This window comes from Chryseobacterium endalhagicum (assembly GCF_016745235.1).
Classification (GTDB): Bacteria; Bacteroidota; Bacteroidia; order Flavobacteriales; family Weeksellaceae; genus Chryseobacterium; species Chryseobacterium endalhagicum.
On the sequence record NZ_JAELVM010000001.1, the window covers coordinates 2,134,688 to 2,151,094 of the forward strand.

A 16,407-nucleotide genomic window follows, 5' to 3' on the forward strand; every position below is an offset into this window, starting at 1 on the left:
CACACACCAAATATTTTTTTAATGAATTCTTTAGAAATTTTAGATAACGACAGTATTACCGAGGTAAAACTGCTTCCCAGAGTCATTGAGATCACATCTCAGGAGAGAAGAATGATACAAGATGCAGCGGCGCATCTTCAGAGAAAATATGGCAGCTATGAAAACCGTGACTTTATTACCCATGTCCATCAGCTGGCCTCTTATTTTTTACCGGAAAGAATTCTACATATAGCAGCTGATTTCGCCAGCGACTTTTCAAAAGATCAGTATGGAGCCATCGCGTTCAGAGGGCTGATGGATATTGATCAGGAAAACATCGGGACTACGCCTTCCAACTGGCAGTCGGCAGATTATTCCAAATTCAATATCTATGGTTTTGCCTGTGCATTGCTTCACGGGGCGCTTCCGTCCAAGCCGGTGCAGTATTATTCCCAGCGTAAAGGCGGCGGACTGATGCATGCCATTATTCCTGATGAAAAAATGCGTGAAACACAGACCGGATCAGGATCTTCAACAGATCTTTACGTACATACGGAAGATGCCTTTCTGAAACATCAGGCAGACTTTTTGAGCTTTATGTACATCAGAAATGAAGAGCAGGTGCCTTCTACCCTATATTCCATCCGTTCGCATGAATCCATCGGAGAGAAATTCAGACCTCTGTTTGAGCGGATGTACAAGATCCCGAAAGATGCCAACCTGGAAACAGGAACGGACGAGGAAGAAGTTCTGGATGCCATTCTGTATGGAAATTATGAACTGCCTTTCATGAGGTTTGATGCCGCGGAACAACTGTTCAATCCAAGCATTAAACAAAGTGATGACGCGCATCACCATCTGAATGAATTCTGGGAAGAGGCAAAAGACCTGGTTTATTCCGGTTTTACGCCCCAGGCCGGAGATGTTATATTGGTTAATAATCACTTATGTGCTCACGGAAGATCAGCTTTCCGTGCAGGAGTAAGAAATATTGACGGGATAGAATACCGCTGCCAGAGAAGAATTATGCTCCGGATGATGAGCAAAGTGAGCCTGATGGAAATGAGAGCCCACACCCTTACCGAAGATCCGTTCTTTGTGATTGAAGAACATTTGGGCAAAAACTTTGAAAATATTTAAATTGTTTCGATAACGTTTATTAATCAATCATGATAAATCCTTTTAAGACTTGTGCTTAAAAGGATTTTTTTATTTAAATTATTTTTTAAACCATTAAGATTTAATAAGTTTTTAAGATCATTAAGGTGAGCTACGCTTTAAGTAAATACTATGCTTAAGAAATCTTCTGATTTTAATATTAACTTTCCTTAATCACTTCAATACTCTTACTATTTCAGAAAAACAGCAGTAGAATTTTTTTTAAACTCAGCAGCAAAAATTAATTTTTGAATTACTTCAGAATTTTCATCATCATCAGATCGGTCTGCTCATCATCTCCCAATCTGAATGTATGGTTTCCAAATACTTCAAAACCATTTTTCTCATAAAATTTAATCGCCCTCAGATTCTTTTCCCAGACCCCGAGCCACAGATAACTTTTATTAAGATTTTTGGCGGTTTCCAAAGCCTGATCATACAGCAGCTGTCCTACTTTCTGACCGTGGTGGCTTTTTTTGACATAAATCCTTTCTATTTCCAAAGCCGTTTCATCCTGAAGCTCAGTCTGTGCAGGCCCTGAATTTAATTTAAGATAGCCAACGGGAATATCTTCTTCCCAGCCGATATAGAAATAAGAATCGGGATTATTTAACTCTGATTGTACTTTTTCTGTATTGAAGCTTTTTTCAAGATACGTTTTCATCGCTTCCTCTGAATTGCTTTCTGCAAAGGTTTCGGTGAAGGTTTGTATGCCCAGACTCTGTATGGTTTCAAGATCTTCTGCTGAAGCTTTATTGATGATAATAGATGCCATTATTAGTAGTGATTAATCAAGTAAAATTACGGATAATTCACCAAAATGACTTTCGGATGGGCCAATTATTTTCTGCTTTACATCATGCCGTTGAGCTCCTTAATTAAACCTGTCATGAAAACCTGTGCATCGTGGTGTTTCAACAGCGGGGCTGCCTGTCCGCTCCAGAAAGATTTGAATTCGGGGTGAGTTTCCGTATTGGCGGGATAGGCTCCGAGCTTTCCAGTAATCTTTCCCTGAAGAGGATATGGAGCCAGAACATGCTGTACTTCATGCAGCTCCTCTGTAAGGCGGTTTCTGATGCCTCTGGACAGTCTTCCGGTAAATACTTTGGTGAGTGTGGTGTATCTTGCATCTTCAGAAAACAGTAATTTCCGGTGAATATTACTGGTTCCGGACTGTTTTGTGGCTAAAAATGCCGTTCCGATCTGCACCGCATCGGCTCCAAGACTGAACGCAGCTTTCACTCCCCTTGCATCGGCAATTCCTCCGGCTGCAATAACAGGAATTCTAACGTGGTCTGCCACTTGAGGAATCAGTGAAAATGTTCCTACCAAAGACTTTTCAGCCTGTTCCAAAAATGAAACCCTGTGTCCTCCTGCATCAGAACCGGAAGCAACCACCGCATCTACCCCTGCCTTTTCTATGGCAATGGCTTCATCCAGTGTGGTAGCAGTTCCTATGGTTTTAATGCCGAGCTGTCTGCATTTTTCCAGAATGTCTTCAGAGGGAATACCGTAAACAAAACTGAAGACAGAAGGTTTGATGTCCAAAAGAGCTTCTACCTGTTCTTCAAAACCGGGACTTGCAGGCAGCGGAAATGAGGGTGGTTCTATTCCCGTTTCTTCAAAATACGGCTGAAATATTTTGATGACTTTCTCAAATTCTTCTTTCTGAAACAGATCAATATCATCATCCCTGTCTTTTACCCAAAGATTAAGATTGAATGGCTTATTGGTCTGATGCCTGATTTCTCCTGAAATCCTGATCATTTCTTCCCCGGAAAAAGGCTGGGCGCCAAAAGAACCTAAACCGCCGGCATTGGAAACCAGAGCCGTAAGTTCCACTGAAGAAAGTTTTCCTCCAAACGGTCCCTGAATGACAGGAAATTCAGTACCGAATGTTTTTGTGAATTGGGTGTCTTTCCAGTTCATGACATTGTGTTTTGTCCGATCAACTTAAACTGAAGTACAAAATCATCATGAATCAATTTATCCCCGAGGTTGGGAAGAAATTTACCGGAACCATACTTCATATTGTACAGCGTACGGTCTATCACAATTTCTCCAAGAGCATGAAGGAAATCTGTAAAAATCTCTACGGAAGTGATAAATCTTACGGGATTTGTGATATCCTTAATGGTTAAGTCACCGGTGATTTTATACTTCCCTTCTGCTTTTTCTGCGTGGGTAATGGCTAGTTTTGCAGTTTTAAACTGACCTGTGGAAAAGAAATCATCATGGTTCAGATGATCAAGAAAGTCCTGATTCGTTTTAGGGTCTTTAATGTCTGTAATAATGATACTTTTCATATCCATTACAATTTCCCCTCCGGTAAGATTTTCATTTTCAAAGCTCAGATAACCGCTTTGGATAGTAATGGTTCCTGTATGTAATCCTAAGATCTTTTTGCCTGTCCAGTTCACTGTGCTGCTTTCAGGCTGAATGCTAAATTTTGTCATTGTCTTTATGTATTAAAATTTCTATGACAAAATTGGGAATATGAGCAGCCTTTTGAAAGGATGCACCTCACATTTAAATGGTGATCTGCATCACATTATTTTGAGGTATAAAGCCTGCTGAGCGTTTCACGGGTCACTCCCAAATAAGAAGCCAGGAGATGTTTGGGAAGTTTCTGAACCAGATCAGGATAATCCGAAAGGAATTTTTCATAGCGTTCCCTGGCACTGCTGCTCAGTAAAGTGAGAATCCTGTTTTGCAGGGATACATTTCTGCGGTTGGTTTTCTTTCTGAAAAAATGTTCGACCTTATGAAGTTCTTTACAGAGTTTTTCACGGTTGTCATTGCTTAAACACAATACTTCCGTGTCTTCTATACAGTCTATATTCAATGTAGCCGCCTTCTGATAGTAATAGGCCTCATAATCTGTAATCCACCAGTCTTTTGCCCCGAAGAGAATAATATGAACCTTCCCTGCCGCATCGGTATAATAAGATTTTACACAACCGGACAGAATAAAATAATCATCCATCACCTGCTGACCTTCCTGAACAAGAAACTGATGCTTTTTCAACTTTTTATACGCAAAATGACTTAAAATATAATCAAACTCCTGATCAGAGATTTCAATGATCTTTAAGAGCTGATGTTTTAATATTTCACTCATAGGTAGTGTTTTATCCGGTTGATCAGAAGGCTGATTGTTTAGTTTTGATGCAGATCAGAATCTTCTGTGAAAAGCAGTTTTTTAAAGGCCTCAGAAGCCAGATGTACCTGTACAGACCAGTCATCCGCTGCATCGCTTCCCGCATCATCCGAAATGTATTTTAAACAGAGAAAAGGGATATTTTCTTTCTTAGCGATCAGGGCAAGCGGATAGGCTTCCATATCTACAATATTATAATCTGTCTCTGAATGGTTCATTTCAAAACTGTCGCCGCTGCCACAGATTCCCTGTTCCAGACCTTTCATTTCAAGGCCATATTCCAGAACGGGAGGAATTCCGGATAACGGTGTTTCATAAAGGCTGAACCCAAGCCCCCGCACATCCATATCACGCTGGATAAATTTGGTGCAGCAAACCACTTCCCCTTTCCCGAAGTTTTTACTTCCTGCCGATCCAAGATTGACAATCAGTTTTGGTTTTCTGGTATGAATTTCCCGGGTAAGTTCTATCGCGGCATTCACTTTTCCAATTCCTGTCACCAGTTTATTTTTTCCTTCAAAAGCTTTTCCTGCTTCAGAATCCAAAGCAAAGACGAACAGGGTTTCCGAAACCGGATATTGAGATTCAGCGTTGATTTTTATCATCGGGTAAATTATTTAAACAAAAATAAGCATTGGATACATAAAATAAACTTCTTTTCTTTTTTTATTACTTTTTTTAGAGCAGAATTTTTTTGACGCAAAGTTAAATTTTGAGACTGCATATTTTAAGGAATGCAAAGGTAAAAATCAATCTTCGATTGATTCTATGAAGCGTCCGCATATAACGGTTGCTTAATCAGTGGCGAAGCCACATTCTTTGCTTAGCTCAAAGTAGAAATCATTTTTCATAAAACTTTGCGTTAAATCAACATCAAATTGATATTCAATATATTATATAATTAAAACAAAAACTCTTTCAATTTTTTATTATCATAAAGCAAAAAAACACCCCGGATTGAGGTGTTCTCTATATTGGATAACTATTTTTTCTCTTAAAACACTAATGTCACTAATTTTATCACAAATTTCACGAATCTTAAGGTCGTTCAATTGTAATATCTGTGGATCTATTGGTGATATTTGCTGTCAGCTCTAACTCGTTTACTCTTTAGTTCTAAGACTTTCAAACTAAACACTGCATCCATCCGTATCACAAGAAGCTCCTCCCTGAGAAAGATCCTGAAACGGACTTACAGTTTCTTTGTATGTCTGCTCTAGGGCTTGAGCAAAAACTTCCGCCGGCTGTGCTCCGGATACGGCATATTTTCCGTTCAATACGAAGAAAGGAACACTCGTAATACCGTTGTGTTGTGCTTCCTGAATATCCTTACTGATCTCAGAATTCAATTCATCCGAGGTTAATGCCTGTCTGGCTTCATCCTTATCAATCCCTACATTTTCAGCAAGGGAAATAAGCTCGTCCAGGTCTCCAACATTTTTTCCATCGATGAAATGGGCTTTAAACAGGGATTCTTCCATTTCAGAAGCCTTTCCATGCTTTTTAGCAAGATGAAGCAGTTTATGCGCGGTATATGTATTGATGACCAAAGCTTTTTCAAAATTGAAATCAATTCCTGCCCCTTTTCCCATCTGGGCAACCTGACCGATCATTTGAGCGGCCTGCTCTGCCGGAAATCCTTTTTTCTCTTTAAAATACTCGATGGTATTTTGAGACTTCGAGGCGTCCAAAGTGGGATCTAGCTGGAAACTCTTCCACTCTACTTCTACTTCATTTTTAAAGGGCAGTTTTTCAAGAGCCTGTTCAAAATTATGCTTTCCGATATAGCAAAACGGACACATCACATCCGACCATATTTCTATTTTCATTTTTTCTGTTTTTAATTTCTGATGAAATTATTTATAACCACAAAATTAATGCATTTTTATAATGTAACAAAATTTATTACATTAAATTAAGAACAGGGAATAACAGTCTTCTCCTTTTCAGCTCTTTTTTCTAAAATACTTCTCCATATGATCATTAAAAAAGCCAGGATACCAAATACAAAGCCTATCCATGGATTGTAAGATGCCCCTTTAGCAACAATCATCCATCCTCCCAAAGTTGTTCCCAGTGTTACACCTAAGTTCCCAAAAGAAGTGGCCAGGCTGTTGGCAAATTCCAGAGAATTTGGGACAGAAGAGATCATGTAGGTAGACGCATTTTGAAAGCTCGGAGAATACAGAAAGCCCCAGATTGCTATGCTGATGATATTGGCTGGCAGACTGTCTCCTGAGAAATACAGTAAAAACGGCATGATTACCGTGCCGGAAAGAAACAGAGCGGTCGTTTTCGGGACATTCCAGCTCAGCATTTTTCCAGCCAGCCAGTTTGAAAGTACACCGATGATTCCAAATAAGAAAAGCATGTAGCTTACCATCGTTCCATCCATTCCTTTTGCTTTATTCAGATAATCTGCAAAATAACTGTAGGTAGAAAACCAGGCCGTTATCATGAAAAAGTTCATAGCAGTACTGATGATAAAGGCAGGCTGAGTCAAAATCGTAAGCTGGCTTCTGTAAGATTTTTTCTCCTGTACGGGCATCGGTGGAAGTAAGAAATAAATCCCAGTGAGGGCAATTATACTGACCGCAGCCTGAACAATAAAGGAAGATTCCCAGATCCATACACTCGCCAGCCATGTCGCAAACGGTACTGTAGTGACCATGGCTAAAGCAACCCCGATAAAAACAATTCCCATAAGGCTATTCGCCTGTTTTTTATCTGCACCGGACACCGCGACGGACAAAGCTGTCGCAATATAAACAGGCTGTAAAAATGCGGGAAGTATCCTGACCAGCATCAGAAGCCAAAAGGGAGGTGACATAGCCGAAACAACCGCTGTAAACAGAAAGATAGCAATGGCTGCCAGCATGACTTTTCTTCGGTCAAATCCGGACATCAGCAGGGTCATAAAAGGCCCTGTCAGTGCAATGATCAGCGCAAAAGCACTAAGGAGCCAGCCCGCTTTATCGATACCGATGTGATAATGTTCAGCAATCTGAGGGAGAATTCCGATGACTCCAAATTCAGTGGTAATCACCGCAATAAACCCCAGACATCCGATGTAGGCATATTTTTTCATCCTATTTTTCTACGGTTTCAAGATGTTGACGGGCAAAATCAGCCATTTCATTCACTGCCAGCTGTACTTCACTCAGCACCTCGCCCATATGCATAAAACCATGAACCATATCCTTATAAAAGCTGATCTGAACGGGGATTCCCGCCTCTTTCATATGTTCTGCCAGCTCCTGCCCTTCATCTCTCAAGGCATCGTGTTCTGCAATTAAAACCAATGTAGACGGTGTATTCTTAAAATTTTTGATCAAAACAGGAACAGCCAGCGGATCGGGTGTATTTTCACCTTCAGGATGATACCATTTCCACGCCTGAATGCCGCCTTCTTTGTTTAAAACAGGACCTGTTTCATAAGTTTCCCAGGATTTTGTATTTAGTTTATTGTCTGCTGCCGGATAAATCAATACCTGAAATTTCAGAAGTTCTCCTATCTGTGTTGAAACACTTGCTGAAAGGGCTCCTCCGGCACTGTCGCCTATAATTCCTATCTGATCGGCATCAATTCCGAGAGATTCTGCATTTTCAATGACCCATTTTACAGTATCAATGCAGTCATTCAAGCCTGCTGGGAAAGGATGTTCAGGAGCCAGCCGATAATCAACGAAGATTACTGCTGATCCTGTTTTGTTGGCTATTTTCCGTACCACAGCATCATGGGTTTCAAAACTGCCGGCAATAAACCATCCGCCATGTATATAAATAATGGCTGATGATTTTTGACCGCCTTTCCCTTTCGGACGGTAGATCCGGATCGGCACTTCGTGGTTTTCTATCGGTACATGAAGCTCTTCTATCATGGCAACGGCTTCTTTTTTTCCGCTCAGCTGCAGTGACATGGTTTCAAGGTATTTTCGGGTATCGTCTAACGGATTCTGTGCATTAAACGATTGTATTTTTTCTAAATGACTGATGATCTGATTGATTGATGATGTGAATTCCATTATTTTTTATTTCCTGTTAATGATATTTCAAAGGGAACATGAGCGCTATTGTTCCCGAACTGATGTCTGTTTTCAGTTTCTTTGGACAAAATTAATTTTCAAACCTTACATTTGCACGGTATACAGCTAATTGTATGGTACTAACAAATTTGTAAGCTATGGGGAAAATAAAGGAAAATTCGACGAATAACATCAATAAAAAGTACATCCAGGAATGCGATCTGTCTTATGCTGTATGCAAGATTGGCGGGAGATGGAAACTTTTGATTTTAAACAGATTAAAAGACGGAAAACTCCGTTTCAGCCAGGTCCGTGACCGCATCTGTGGAATTACAGAACGGATGCTTACGCTCCAGTTACGGGAACTTGAAAAAGAAGGTCTGGTAAAAAGGACCGTGCATGCCGAAGTTCCGCCAAGAGTGGATTATGAGCTTACCAATATAGCCCGCGAGCTGATCCCGATCTGGGAAGATCTGGAAAAATGGGGGAATAAGCACCGGGATTTAGTTCAAAATGGTGAGATTGAGGCTAAAGTTTAGGTTGAGAGATATTAACTTTGTTGCAAAACAAAACGTGAGCTATAATCGCCAACAGTCCGAAAGAAGCTCCTACAAGGCAAACTCCTTCCCACTGTGCATACTGCCAGGCCATAGAAGCGAGCCAGGTACCGAGTGATCCTCCGATAAAGTAGGAAACCATATACACGGTATTCAATCTGTTGACCGCATTGGATTTAATCATGAAATAATTCGTCTGATTCATAATATGGCTGGACTGTACACCAAGATCTACCAAAATAACCCCAACGATCAGTCCCCAATAGGTTTCGCCGGCAAAATAGGTGAAAGCCCAGCTTCCTACAACAATGAACAGCGAGTACAGTATAATTCTGTTGATATCCAGATATTTCTGCAGTTTCCCCACTTTTGCTGCCGCCAGTGCTCCAACGGCTCCTGCCAGCCCGAAGCTTCCTACCACTGAAGATCCCGCATTGAAAGGAGGTTTTTCCATATGAAATACCAGCGTTGTAAATAAGGCACACATCGACCCAAACGCCATTGCACCACGGAATGATGCGAGCTGTAGTATAGGCTGTGTTTTGGCTAAATGAACAACGGAGCGCATTAATTCTTTGTACGTTCCTTTAAAATTTGGAAGCATTTCCGGAAGCATTTTATATACGGCCAGCCAGACAATGATCATCAGTCCTGCCGCGATCCCAAACATGGCTCTCCAGCCCCATATTTCCCCTACAATGCCGCCGATAAAACGGGACAAAAGTATGCCCAGCAGAAGCCCTGACATGACAAGCCCGATATTGGAAGATTTTTCTTTATCAGAGGATAATTCTGCGGCAATAGGTACAAACAGCTGAGGAATCACCGAAGTGGCCCCAATCATCAGGCTCGCTGCGTACAGCATCCATAATTCAGTGGCAAAGGTCATCCAGAGCAGAGACCCGAATACAAGAACCAGATCCAGTAAAATCAGTTTCTTACGGAAAAACTTATCTCCCAAAGGAACAAGCAGCAGAAGCCCAAGCGCATACCCGATCTGTGTAAGCACGGAAATCCTGCCCGCCGCGCTTTCGGAAACATGGAGATCGTCTGAAATAAGGGCCAGCAAAGGCTGGTTATAATAATTGTTGGCTACTACAAGACCTGAAATAACGGCCATCAGCCAGATTACAGTACGGGAAATGCCGGGAGAAGTGCTTGCCTGCATGATACACTTAAGATTTATTTTAAATTTAATTACAGAAGGGATGGAAAGTATAGAATTTCTTGCGGCTGACAAGTTATCATTCAAGCCAGGAAATTCAGCATCCTTCTTAAGACAGCCAAAGATACTCAATAAAAAAAGAAACCGTCCGGAAACGGTCTCTTTTCAATCAACTATGGCATTTAATCGTAAAATTATGTGTCGGTAGGAAAAGAGGGAGGTTTTTCGTCAATAATGGCTTTACAGAATAGGAGCCATGTGTTTTGTGTTTATCTCTAACGGAAAAATGTCTGTTAATATTTTGTGTAATCTGTATTTTATTTCAATTATTTATAGAAAAGTATCCCAATTGCCTTTATTTAAAGGGATTTTCTATGAAATTTCATTTTTTTTCAGCAAATTTGTAGTAAGACACATTCAACACGTTCCATGGATTTTAAACAACAGCTTATACAGCAATCAGCAGAAGCAAAGGAAATTTTCCTGCCTCATATTTCAGCCGACCCCGTTATTTTTGGATTTGAGCATAATGAGCTAAAAGTTTTGCTATTGAAAACCAATTACAGGAAAATATGGCTGCTCCCGGGCGGTTATGTAAAAAAGGATGAAGATCTGGATGAAGCGGTAAAAAGGATTCTTAAAGAGCGATCCGGAATTACAGATATTTATCTGGAAGAATTTGGTGTATTTGGAAAGAAAAACAGAAGTGAATTGTACTTTGAAGATTTTGATGAAACGCTTTTCCAGAAACAGCGCTTTGTTACCGTTGGATATTACGCATTATACAGCCCTTCCATGTTCCGGCTGATCCCTGATGAGTTCAGTGAAACCTGTGAGTGGGTCTTTGTCAGTAAGCTGCCGGAGCTGGAATTTGGGATGGATCATTATGAAATTATCCAGCAGGCCCTTTTTACCCTGAGACAGAAAATTACCACAAAACCTATCGGACAGAATCTTCTTCCGGAAAAATTCACCCTTCCTGAGCTGCAGAAATTATATGAAGCCGTTTTAGGAAAAGAGCTGAACCGCGGAAATTTTTACCGTAAAATAAAAAATCTGGGAATTCTGAAAAAGCTTGAAGAGCAAAGACGCGGCGGCGCCCATAAAGCCCCTGACCTCTACTCTTTTGATGAAGAACACTACGCCAGAGCCATGAAAAACGGCCTGAACAGCTGGTAACATCATTGTTTTTTCCAATGTGTTCTATTGAGAAAAATATTTTCAAATCTTAGAAATAATAGGGAAATTTGCAGCATGAAAATTATTCCGCTTAAAGAAGGCAATTTCTCTGCAAGCAAAACAAAAGATTTTACGCTACTCACAGAAAAAAACTTTGATACCGTCAAGGGAATTAAAATGTCCGTACAGCCTTTTCTGATTGTCACGGAGCATGATTTTATCCTTCTAGATGCCGGCATTGGCTGGAAAAATGCTGCTGGAAAGACCGTTGTTTCCGAAATTCTTGAAAAGGAAAATATCAGTCCCGAACAAATTACCAAACTTCTTCTTTCACATCTTCATAAGGATCATATTGACGGAAGCATCCGGAATACGGAGAATGGTTTTGAGGCTGTGTTTCCCAATGCTGACATTTATATTCAGAAACGGGAACTGGATTTTGCGCTGGAAAATAAAGGAAATCCTTCTTTTGATTTTGATACCCTGGAAAAACTCATCAGCCTTCCGAATATTATCTGGATGGATGAAGACCGGGGAAATATAAGTGCGGAGATCTTTTTTGAAGTAGTGGGCGGCCATACGCCTTTTATGCAGGTGTTCTGGATCAGAGAAAATAATGAAACGGTGTTTTACGGTGCCGATGATCTTCCGCAGGCATCATACCTGAAATACCATCTGGCTTATAAAAGTGATTTCGATGGCAGAAAAGCCATGGAACTGAGACTGGAATGGCAGAAAAAAGCAAGCGAGGAACAGTGGAAAATACTGCTTTATCACGATCTGGACAAAGCAGTAATCCAAATATAGTCTGGCGCACAAAATTGTTTACAATTCATTAAACCATTTGTAGATATCCAGGTCAGAAGGAATATTAAGCTTTTTCCTGATTCTGTTTTTTCTGTTCTGAATGGCTTTTGGGGTCACAAAAGTATAAGTCGCAATTTCCTTTGTGGTAAAGTTGAGTTTTAGATAAATACAGAAAATAAGTTCAGAATTTTTGAGATTGGGATATACTTTCGCTATTTTATCAAAAAAATCGGGATATACCAATCTGGCCTTATTCATCAGGCGTGGGGAATTCTCTTTGGCTAGAGCCATGATCTCATCCTGCATTAAAATTTTTTGGTTCAAATCTTCTAAATTGGATTGCGGTTTTTCGTTTTTCATAATATTTTTCTCATCTCTTTATTTCTGACGCTTCACGGGCAATCAGTATAAGCTCTTCTTCTAGCGCTGTTTTAAGCTGTTTTTGAGGCTTTATTGAATCGGTTTAAATTTTCATTTCTTATCATTTAACAGTATTATATTGTATTTTCCAGGCTTTGGTAATTATTTTTAAAATTTTCAATCTGAAATTAATTCTCCCGATGGCTTTTAAATAGAACAAAGAAAGAAAAAAGGATTAAAATTTTACTCAAATGGAATACCACATACATACCACGTTATGCCTATAAACACTCTATTTCTTCTATTTTCAGATAAGTTTTTCAATTCCCTTATATTTTTGGTTATTTTAAACAAATGTAGCAGAATAGACATTTTGTTTTTTATGATCTCAATCAATATTTTTTCCGATTTTATTTACTATTTAAGGTAGGTACCAGAGATTTTGAAAATGTAAATTTATTTATATTTGTGGTACATATATGGTATCTTATTTTTAAGAGAATGTTTAAAATTTGAGCTTTCTTTACATTATTGAAATTTCGAGCTTTCTTTTTTAAATGCATGATGAAAGAAATCAATGGTTAAACATTTGTTTAAAATTTTAATTAAACCTTATTAAACTATGATCATTGAAGATTTATTGATTTCATTTGGAGCAGAAACTAAAAACTACGAATCCGGAGATATCATTTTCCGGGAAGGGGAATTTTCTACATTTTATTACCAGATCGAAAAAGGACAGATCAAGCTCAACAATTATACGGAAGACGGTAAAGAATTCATTCAGAATATATTTTCGCACGGCCACAGTTTCGGCGAATCACTGCTTTTTGTAGACCGTCCCTACCCGATGAATGCCATCGCTATAGAAGATTCCACCATTTACAGACTCCCGAAATCCAGCTTTTTGAATCTGATCAAGCAAAATCAGGAAGTTTCATTGAACGTTTACCAATGCATGGCGGAAAGAATGTATTACAAATACATCATGCTTTACAATCTTTCTTCCCAGAACCCCATCCTGAAACTGAAACAGCTGATGGATTATCTTAAAAGCTACCACGAAGACAAGACGCCCTATTCTTTCCAGATTCCACTTACCCGGCAGCAGCTCGCATCACTTACCGGCCTCCGCGTAGAAACAGTGATCAGAGCAATAAAGAGCATGGAAAAAGAGAAAATTTTAAAAATAGAGAAGAGGAAGATTATGTACTAAAGTTCCTGGTCTGGAAGTTTTGAAGATGGGAAATGGAAGTTTATTTTGTGAGGTATAACCCGAACTCCGCATCCCGCAACAAAAAATTCCTGTGGATATGTTACTACTGGTGGCTTCGGGAGCCTCTGCCACCAGATATTTGTCATTTTTTTACTATTTCAGGATTCTAGCTATCACTCTAAAACTCTCCAACACTATGACTCTCGGACGAAATACCCCGCAACTACTCCCCATCCAGCTGCCGTTGAAATTCCTCCAGATACCTCGCAATGTGGATACCGTCTGCCAGCCCATGATGCGCTTCCACAGAAACCGGAAGATATTTTTTGCCATCTTTGATATTGAACTTTCCGAATGTAATTTTCGGGACAGATTCGGAATTGTTGAAGCTCGTAGGATGCAGCAGAGCACTGAACGAGTTCCAGGGGATTGTAGAATGCCTGATCAGATCTTTCCCAAGCTCACCGTTGTTCATCCTGATCCCTGAAGTACGCTGTACATCTTCAATTTCCTCCTGCATAACCGCATTAAATACGGCAAAATCCTTTGAAAACGGAATAAAGGCAAAACCAAAAGTCCCGTCTTCCCTTCCGATGGTTGTTCCCGCATGGATGGCATCATACAAAACCACCTGATTGTCAACAATCCGCAGTTTCAGTTCATCTACTGCATTCACAGCAACCATCGACCGGTGAAGATAAGTGGCAAAAAATGAATCACCATTTTCCTTTGCATGAGCATAAGCTTTTGTACAATCTACCTCTGTGGTAAAGCCGAAATACGGGCTTGCCATCTTTGAGAAAAATTCAAAATGCTCTTTCCTGTTCCATTTTTCGATATCTATGATCTTCATTGAATTTTTATTTGCTGCAAATTTCCGGAAGTTTTCTGTGTTTTGAAAATTTATCTTAAATAATCCGAGTTCGGGATAAGAAATTTTCGTTTATATAATAGAGTAAGGAAGTTTGAAGCCGGAAGAGGGAAGTTATTGAAGTCCAAAGACAGAAATACACCGCGGTATTATTAATTTTTAGAATCCGCTTCAACATATTTAAAAACAGCTGTTTACTATTATTGTCTGGTAGTAACCTCCAGCCTCTGGCTTCCAGCTTCCAGCCTTAAATAAATTATTGAAATAAATAATCAGAGATATAGCAGAACCTTAATATCAGAAAGGCAGTTTTGGTCGGTTTTTTGTTTCCAATCAGACAGTTAAATATTGTACATTACTATATTCCCGGACTTTAGTATTTCTAAAAAGTCCGTTTAATACATACATTTAAAAAAGTAAAATATGGAAACAGAAAAAATAGGATTCATCGGATTAGGAAATATGGGCCATCCAATGGCTAAAAACCTTGAAAAAGCAGGCTTCCCACTATCCGTTTACAACAGATCAGCCGAAAAAGCCGAAAGTTTTAAAGAAAAATCAATTGTTTATACAGAAATTTCCGACCTGGTTAAAAACAACACTATCATATTCACCATGCTTACGGATGACAGGGCGGCAAAAGCAGTGTATGAAGACATTCTGAAATCAGACATCAGCGGAAAACTCTTTATAGATATGAGTACCATTTCTCCTCAGGCAACTTCTGAGCTCAGTGGTGCAGTCAAAATAAAGGAAGCCTCTTTCATTGATGCACCGGTGGCAGGAAGCACGGGACCGGCAAAGGATGGAACTTTAATTATTATGGCCGGCGGTGAGGAAAAAGATCTTCAGCGTGCCATGCCTTATTTTGAAAAACTGGGAAAAGCGGTCAAACATCTGGGCGAAAACGGAAAAGGAATTGCAGGAAAACTGTCCATCAATTACTTCCTGTCCGCCATTTATCAGGGATTGGCAGAAACCGTTCTGTTTGCTGATAAATTAGGAATTGAACGTACTTCCATGCTGGAAATCATCAACGAAAGCGCCAGTGGAAACGGAGCTACCAAAGTGAAAACACCCATGCTGATTAATGACCAGTACGAGCCAGCCTTTGCTTTGGATCTGATGCTGAAAGATATTCTGCTCGCTAAAGAAGCCGGGGCCGATTTTCCTTTATCCAAAGTTTTAAGCGAAACCTATCAGTCTGCCCATGATGAAGGTTTTGGAAAAGATGATGTGATCGGGATTATCAATTATCTGAAAAAATAGGCCCAATAAAACAAAGACTTGCAATTTAAAAACATTAATCTTTTTAAAGGTAAACACATGGAGATTCAAAATTTTAAAGGAAATACATGGTCCGCGAGAAAAGTTGATCAGATTTATATCGTAAGCATTAAAAACGGATCAGGTATCGTGGATACCTTGACAGATTTTATTAAAGATCAGAATATCAAAGCCGGGGAAGTGACCGGAATCGGGGCTGTGGATGAAGCAACCCTGCGTTTTTTCAAGCCTTCGGATAAGAATTATGCAGACAAAACATTTAAAGAACAGATGGAAATCACCAATATCTCCGGAAATATTTCTGAGATCGAAGGAAAACCTGTTCTTCATATGCATATTACGCTGGGAAGAGAAGATTATACGGCTCTGGCAGGCCATCTTCTGGATGCCAGGATCTGTGGCGCAGGAGAATTTATTTTCTATCCGCTCAATACCAGAGTTGTGAAAATTAAAAATGAAGAAGCGGGAATCAATTTCTATGATTTTGAAAAATAAAATAATGTAGGGAAATCCAACCGGAAGAATTATTGAATAGGTTCGTCATTGTCAAAGACTGTTATCAACCGTCCGATAGTTCTTCCATCTTCCCGCCTCCAGTGTCCATTCCCGTTAGTTTAATTTCTTTAGTTCAAACTCGTCTTAA

General features: G+C 39.7%; 18 protein-coding genes. 7 read left to right on the top strand and 11 right to left on the bottom strand.

Annotated features, from left to right (window positions below):
- Nucleotides 1-21 precede the first annotated feature (21 nt).
- Nucleotides 22-1,119 carry a Fe(II)-2OG oxygenase family protein gene (locus JET18_RS09395; protein ID WP_202090344.1) on the top strand — a complete coding sequence of 366 codons (1,098 nt, stop codon included), beginning with the start codon at nucleotides 22-24 and terminating at the stop codon, nucleotides 1,117-1,119.
- A 271-nt stretch (nucleotides 1,120-1,390) separates the two neighbouring features.
- On the opposite strand, the gene JET18_RS09400 is transcribed toward JET18_RS09395, so the two are convergent.
- The 8 genes from JET18_RS09400 to JET18_RS09435 form a co-directional block, all read right to left on the bottom strand.
- Nucleotides 1,391-1,912 (bottom strand): GNAT family N-acetyltransferase, encoded by a 522-nt coding sequence (locus JET18_RS09400; RefSeq protein WP_202090345.1) that lies wholly within the window; start codon nucleotides 1,910-1,912, stop codon nucleotides 1,391-1,393.
- 77 nt (nucleotides 1,913-1,989) lie between these two features.
- Complete coding sequence (locus JET18_RS09405; protein WP_202090346.1) at nucleotides 1,990-3,066, bottom strand: NAD(P)H-dependent flavin oxidoreductase; 1,077 nt, start codon at nucleotides 3,064-3,066, stop codon at nucleotides 1,990-1,992.
- Nucleotides 3,063-3,593, bottom strand: a complete 531-nt coding sequence (locus tag JET18_RS09410; protein WP_202090347.1) for a YceI family protein — start codon at nucleotides 3,591-3,593, stop codon at nucleotides 3,063-3,065. The genes JET18_RS09405 and JET18_RS09410 overlap by 4 nt, the downstream gene beginning before the upstream one ends.
- A gap of 95 nt (nucleotides 3,594-3,688) precedes the next feature.
- Nucleotides 3,689-4,258, bottom strand: a complete 570-nt coding sequence (locus JET18_RS09415; RefSeq protein ID WP_202090348.1) for a Crp/Fnr family transcriptional regulator — start codon at nucleotides 4,256-4,258, stop codon at nucleotides 3,689-3,691.
- Nucleotides 4,259-4,296: 38 nt separating this feature from the next.
- A complete protein-coding gene (locus JET18_RS09420) occupies nucleotides 4,297-4,902 on the bottom strand; it encodes a 5'-methylthioadenosine/S-adenosylhomocysteine nucleosidase family protein (protein ID WP_202090349.1) in 606 nt (201 codons plus the stop codon).
- A 525-nt stretch (nucleotides 4,903-5,427) separates the two neighbouring features.
- Nucleotides 5,428-6,126 (bottom strand): DsbA family oxidoreductase, encoded by a 699-nt coding sequence (locus JET18_RS09425; protein WP_202090350.1) that lies wholly within the window; start codon nucleotides 6,124-6,126, stop codon nucleotides 5,428-5,430.
- 86 nt (nucleotides 6,127-6,212) lie between these two features.
- The gene (locus JET18_RS09430) at nucleotides 6,213-7,385 is read right to left on the bottom strand and encodes an MFS transporter (protein WP_202090351.1); all 1,173 of its coding nucleotides are present in this window, start codon (nucleotides 7,383-7,385) and stop codon (nucleotides 6,213-6,215) included.
- Nucleotide 7,386: 1 nt separating this feature from the next.
- Nucleotides 7,387-8,322 carry an alpha/beta hydrolase gene (locus JET18_RS09435; protein ID WP_202090352.1) on the bottom strand — a complete coding sequence of 312 codons (936 nt, stop codon included), beginning with the start codon at nucleotides 8,320-8,322 and terminating at the stop codon, nucleotides 7,387-7,389.
- Nucleotides 8,323-8,480: 158 nt separating this feature from the next.
- Here JET18_RS09435 and JET18_RS09440 point away from each other — a divergent pair, with 158 nt between their 5' ends.
- Nucleotides 8,481-8,861: a winged helix-turn-helix transcriptional regulator gene (locus tag JET18_RS09440; protein WP_202090353.1), complete on the top strand. Its 381-nt coding sequence runs from the start codon at nucleotides 8,481-8,483 to the stop codon at nucleotides 8,859-8,861.
- Here JET18_RS09440 and JET18_RS09445 read toward each other — a convergent pair.
- Nucleotides 8,851-10,047 carry an MFS transporter gene (locus tag JET18_RS09445; protein ID WP_202090354.1) on the bottom strand — a complete coding sequence of 399 codons (1,197 nt, stop codon included), beginning with the start codon at nucleotides 10,045-10,047 and terminating at the stop codon, nucleotides 8,851-8,853. The two genes, JET18_RS09440 and JET18_RS09445, sit on opposite strands and share 11 nt — an antisense overlap.
- Nucleotides 10,048-10,473: 426 nt before the next feature.
- Here JET18_RS09445 and JET18_RS09450 point away from each other — a divergent pair, with 426 nt between their 5' ends.
- Nucleotides 10,474-11,223, top strand: coding sequence for an NUDIX hydrolase (locus JET18_RS09450; RefSeq protein ID WP_202090355.1), 750 nt, complete (start codon nucleotides 10,474-10,476; stop codon nucleotides 11,221-11,223).
- A 75-nt stretch (nucleotides 11,224-11,298) separates the two neighbouring features.
- On the top strand, nucleotides 11,299-12,030 hold the full coding sequence (locus tag JET18_RS09455; protein WP_202090356.1) for an MBL fold metallo-hydrolase: 732 nt from the start codon (nucleotides 11,299-11,301) through the stop codon (nucleotides 12,028-12,030).
- Nucleotides 12,031-12,048: 18 nt separating this feature from the next.
- Here the strand turns inward: JET18_RS09455 and JET18_RS09460 are convergent, their stop codons facing one another.
- Nucleotides 12,049-12,390, bottom strand: a complete 342-nt coding sequence (locus tag JET18_RS09460) for a helix-turn-helix transcriptional regulator (protein WP_202090357.1) — start codon at nucleotides 12,388-12,390, stop codon at nucleotides 12,049-12,051.
- Between the two features lie 622 nt (nucleotides 12,391-13,012).
- Here JET18_RS09460 and JET18_RS09465 point away from each other — a divergent pair.
- Complete coding sequence (locus tag JET18_RS09465) at nucleotides 13,013-13,606, top strand: Crp/Fnr family transcriptional regulator (RefSeq protein WP_202090358.1); 594 nt, start codon at nucleotides 13,013-13,015, stop codon at nucleotides 13,604-13,606.
- Between the two features lie 223 nt (nucleotides 13,607-13,829).
- Here JET18_RS09465 and JET18_RS09470 read toward each other — a convergent pair whose 3' ends face one another.
- Entirely contained in the window at nucleotides 13,830-14,459 is a 630-nt protein-coding gene (locus JET18_RS09470; protein ID WP_202090359.1) for a chloramphenicol acetyltransferase, read from the bottom strand.
- 441 nt (nucleotides 14,460-14,900) lie between these two features.
- Between JET18_RS09470 and JET18_RS09475 the strand changes: the two genes are divergently transcribed.
- On the top strand, nucleotides 14,901-15,746 hold the full coding sequence (locus JET18_RS09475; RefSeq protein ID WP_202090360.1) for an NAD(P)-dependent oxidoreductase: 846 nt from the start codon (nucleotides 14,901-14,903) through the stop codon (nucleotides 15,744-15,746).
- A gap of 57 nt (nucleotides 15,747-15,803) precedes the next feature.
- Nucleotides 15,804-16,259: a PPC domain-containing DNA-binding protein gene (locus JET18_RS09480; protein WP_202090361.1), complete on the top strand. Its 456-nt coding sequence runs from the start codon at nucleotides 15,804-15,806 to the stop codon at nucleotides 16,257-16,259.
- Nucleotides 16,260-16,407: the final 148 nt, after the last annotated feature.

Coding starts and splice junctions, on each gene's coding strand:
- JET18_RS09395 (WP_202090344.1), top strand. CDS start 22: ATGAATTCTTTAGAAATTTTAGATAACGACAGTATTACCGAGGTAAAA.
- JET18_RS09400 (WP_202090345.1), bottom strand. CDS start 1,912: ATGGCATCTATTATCATCAATAAAGCTTCAGCAGAAGATCTTGAAACC.
- JET18_RS09405 (WP_202090346.1), bottom strand. CDS start 3,066: ATGAACTGGAAAGACACCCAATTCACAAAAACATTCGGTACTGAATTT.
- JET18_RS09410 (WP_202090347.1), bottom strand. CDS start 3,593: ATGACAAAATTTAGCATTCAGCCTGAAAGCAGCACAGTGAACTGGACA.
- JET18_RS09415 (WP_202090348.1), bottom strand. CDS start 4,258: ATGAGTGAAATATTAAAACATCAGCTCTTAAAGATCATTGAAATCTCT.
- JET18_RS09420 (WP_202090349.1), bottom strand. CDS start 4,902: ATGATAAAAATCAACGCTGAATCTCAATATCCGGTTTCGGAAACCCTG.
- JET18_RS09425 (WP_202090350.1), bottom strand. CDS start 6,126: ATGAAAATAGAAATATGGTCGGATGTGATGTGTCCGTTTTGCTATATC.
- JET18_RS09430 (WP_202090351.1), bottom strand. CDS start 7,385: ATGAAAAAATATGCCTACATCGGATGTCTGGGGTTTATTGCGGTGATT.
- JET18_RS09435 (WP_202090352.1), bottom strand. CDS start 8,322: ATGGAATTCACATCATCAATCAATCAGATCATCAGTCATTTAGAAAAA.
- JET18_RS09440 (WP_202090353.1), top strand. CDS start 8,481: ATGGGGAAAATAAAGGAAAATTCGACGAATAACATCAATAAAAAGTAC.
- JET18_RS09445 (WP_202090354.1), bottom strand. CDS start 10,047: ATGCAGGCAAGCACTTCTCCCGGCATTTCCCGTACTGTAATCTGGCTG.
- JET18_RS09450 (WP_202090355.1), top strand. CDS start 10,474: ATGGATTTTAAACAACAGCTTATACAGCAATCAGCAGAAGCAAAGGAA.
- JET18_RS09455 (WP_202090356.1), top strand. CDS start 11,299: ATGAAAATTATTCCGCTTAAAGAAGGCAATTTCTCTGCAAGCAAAACA.
- JET18_RS09460 (WP_202090357.1), bottom strand. CDS start 12,390: ATGAAAAACGAAAAACCGCAATCCAATTTAGAAGATTTGAACCAAAAA.
- JET18_RS09465 (WP_202090358.1), top strand. CDS start 13,013: ATGATCATTGAAGATTTATTGATTTCATTTGGAGCAGAAACTAAAAAC.
- JET18_RS09470 (WP_202090359.1), bottom strand. CDS start 14,459: ATGAAGATCATAGATATCGAAAAATGGAACAGGAAAGAGCATTTTGAA.
- JET18_RS09475 (WP_202090360.1), top strand. CDS start 14,901: ATGGAAACAGAAAAAATAGGATTCATCGGATTAGGAAATATGGGCCAT.
- JET18_RS09480 (WP_202090361.1), top strand. CDS start 15,804: ATGGAGATTCAAAATTTTAAAGGAAATACATGGTCCGCGAGAAAAGTT.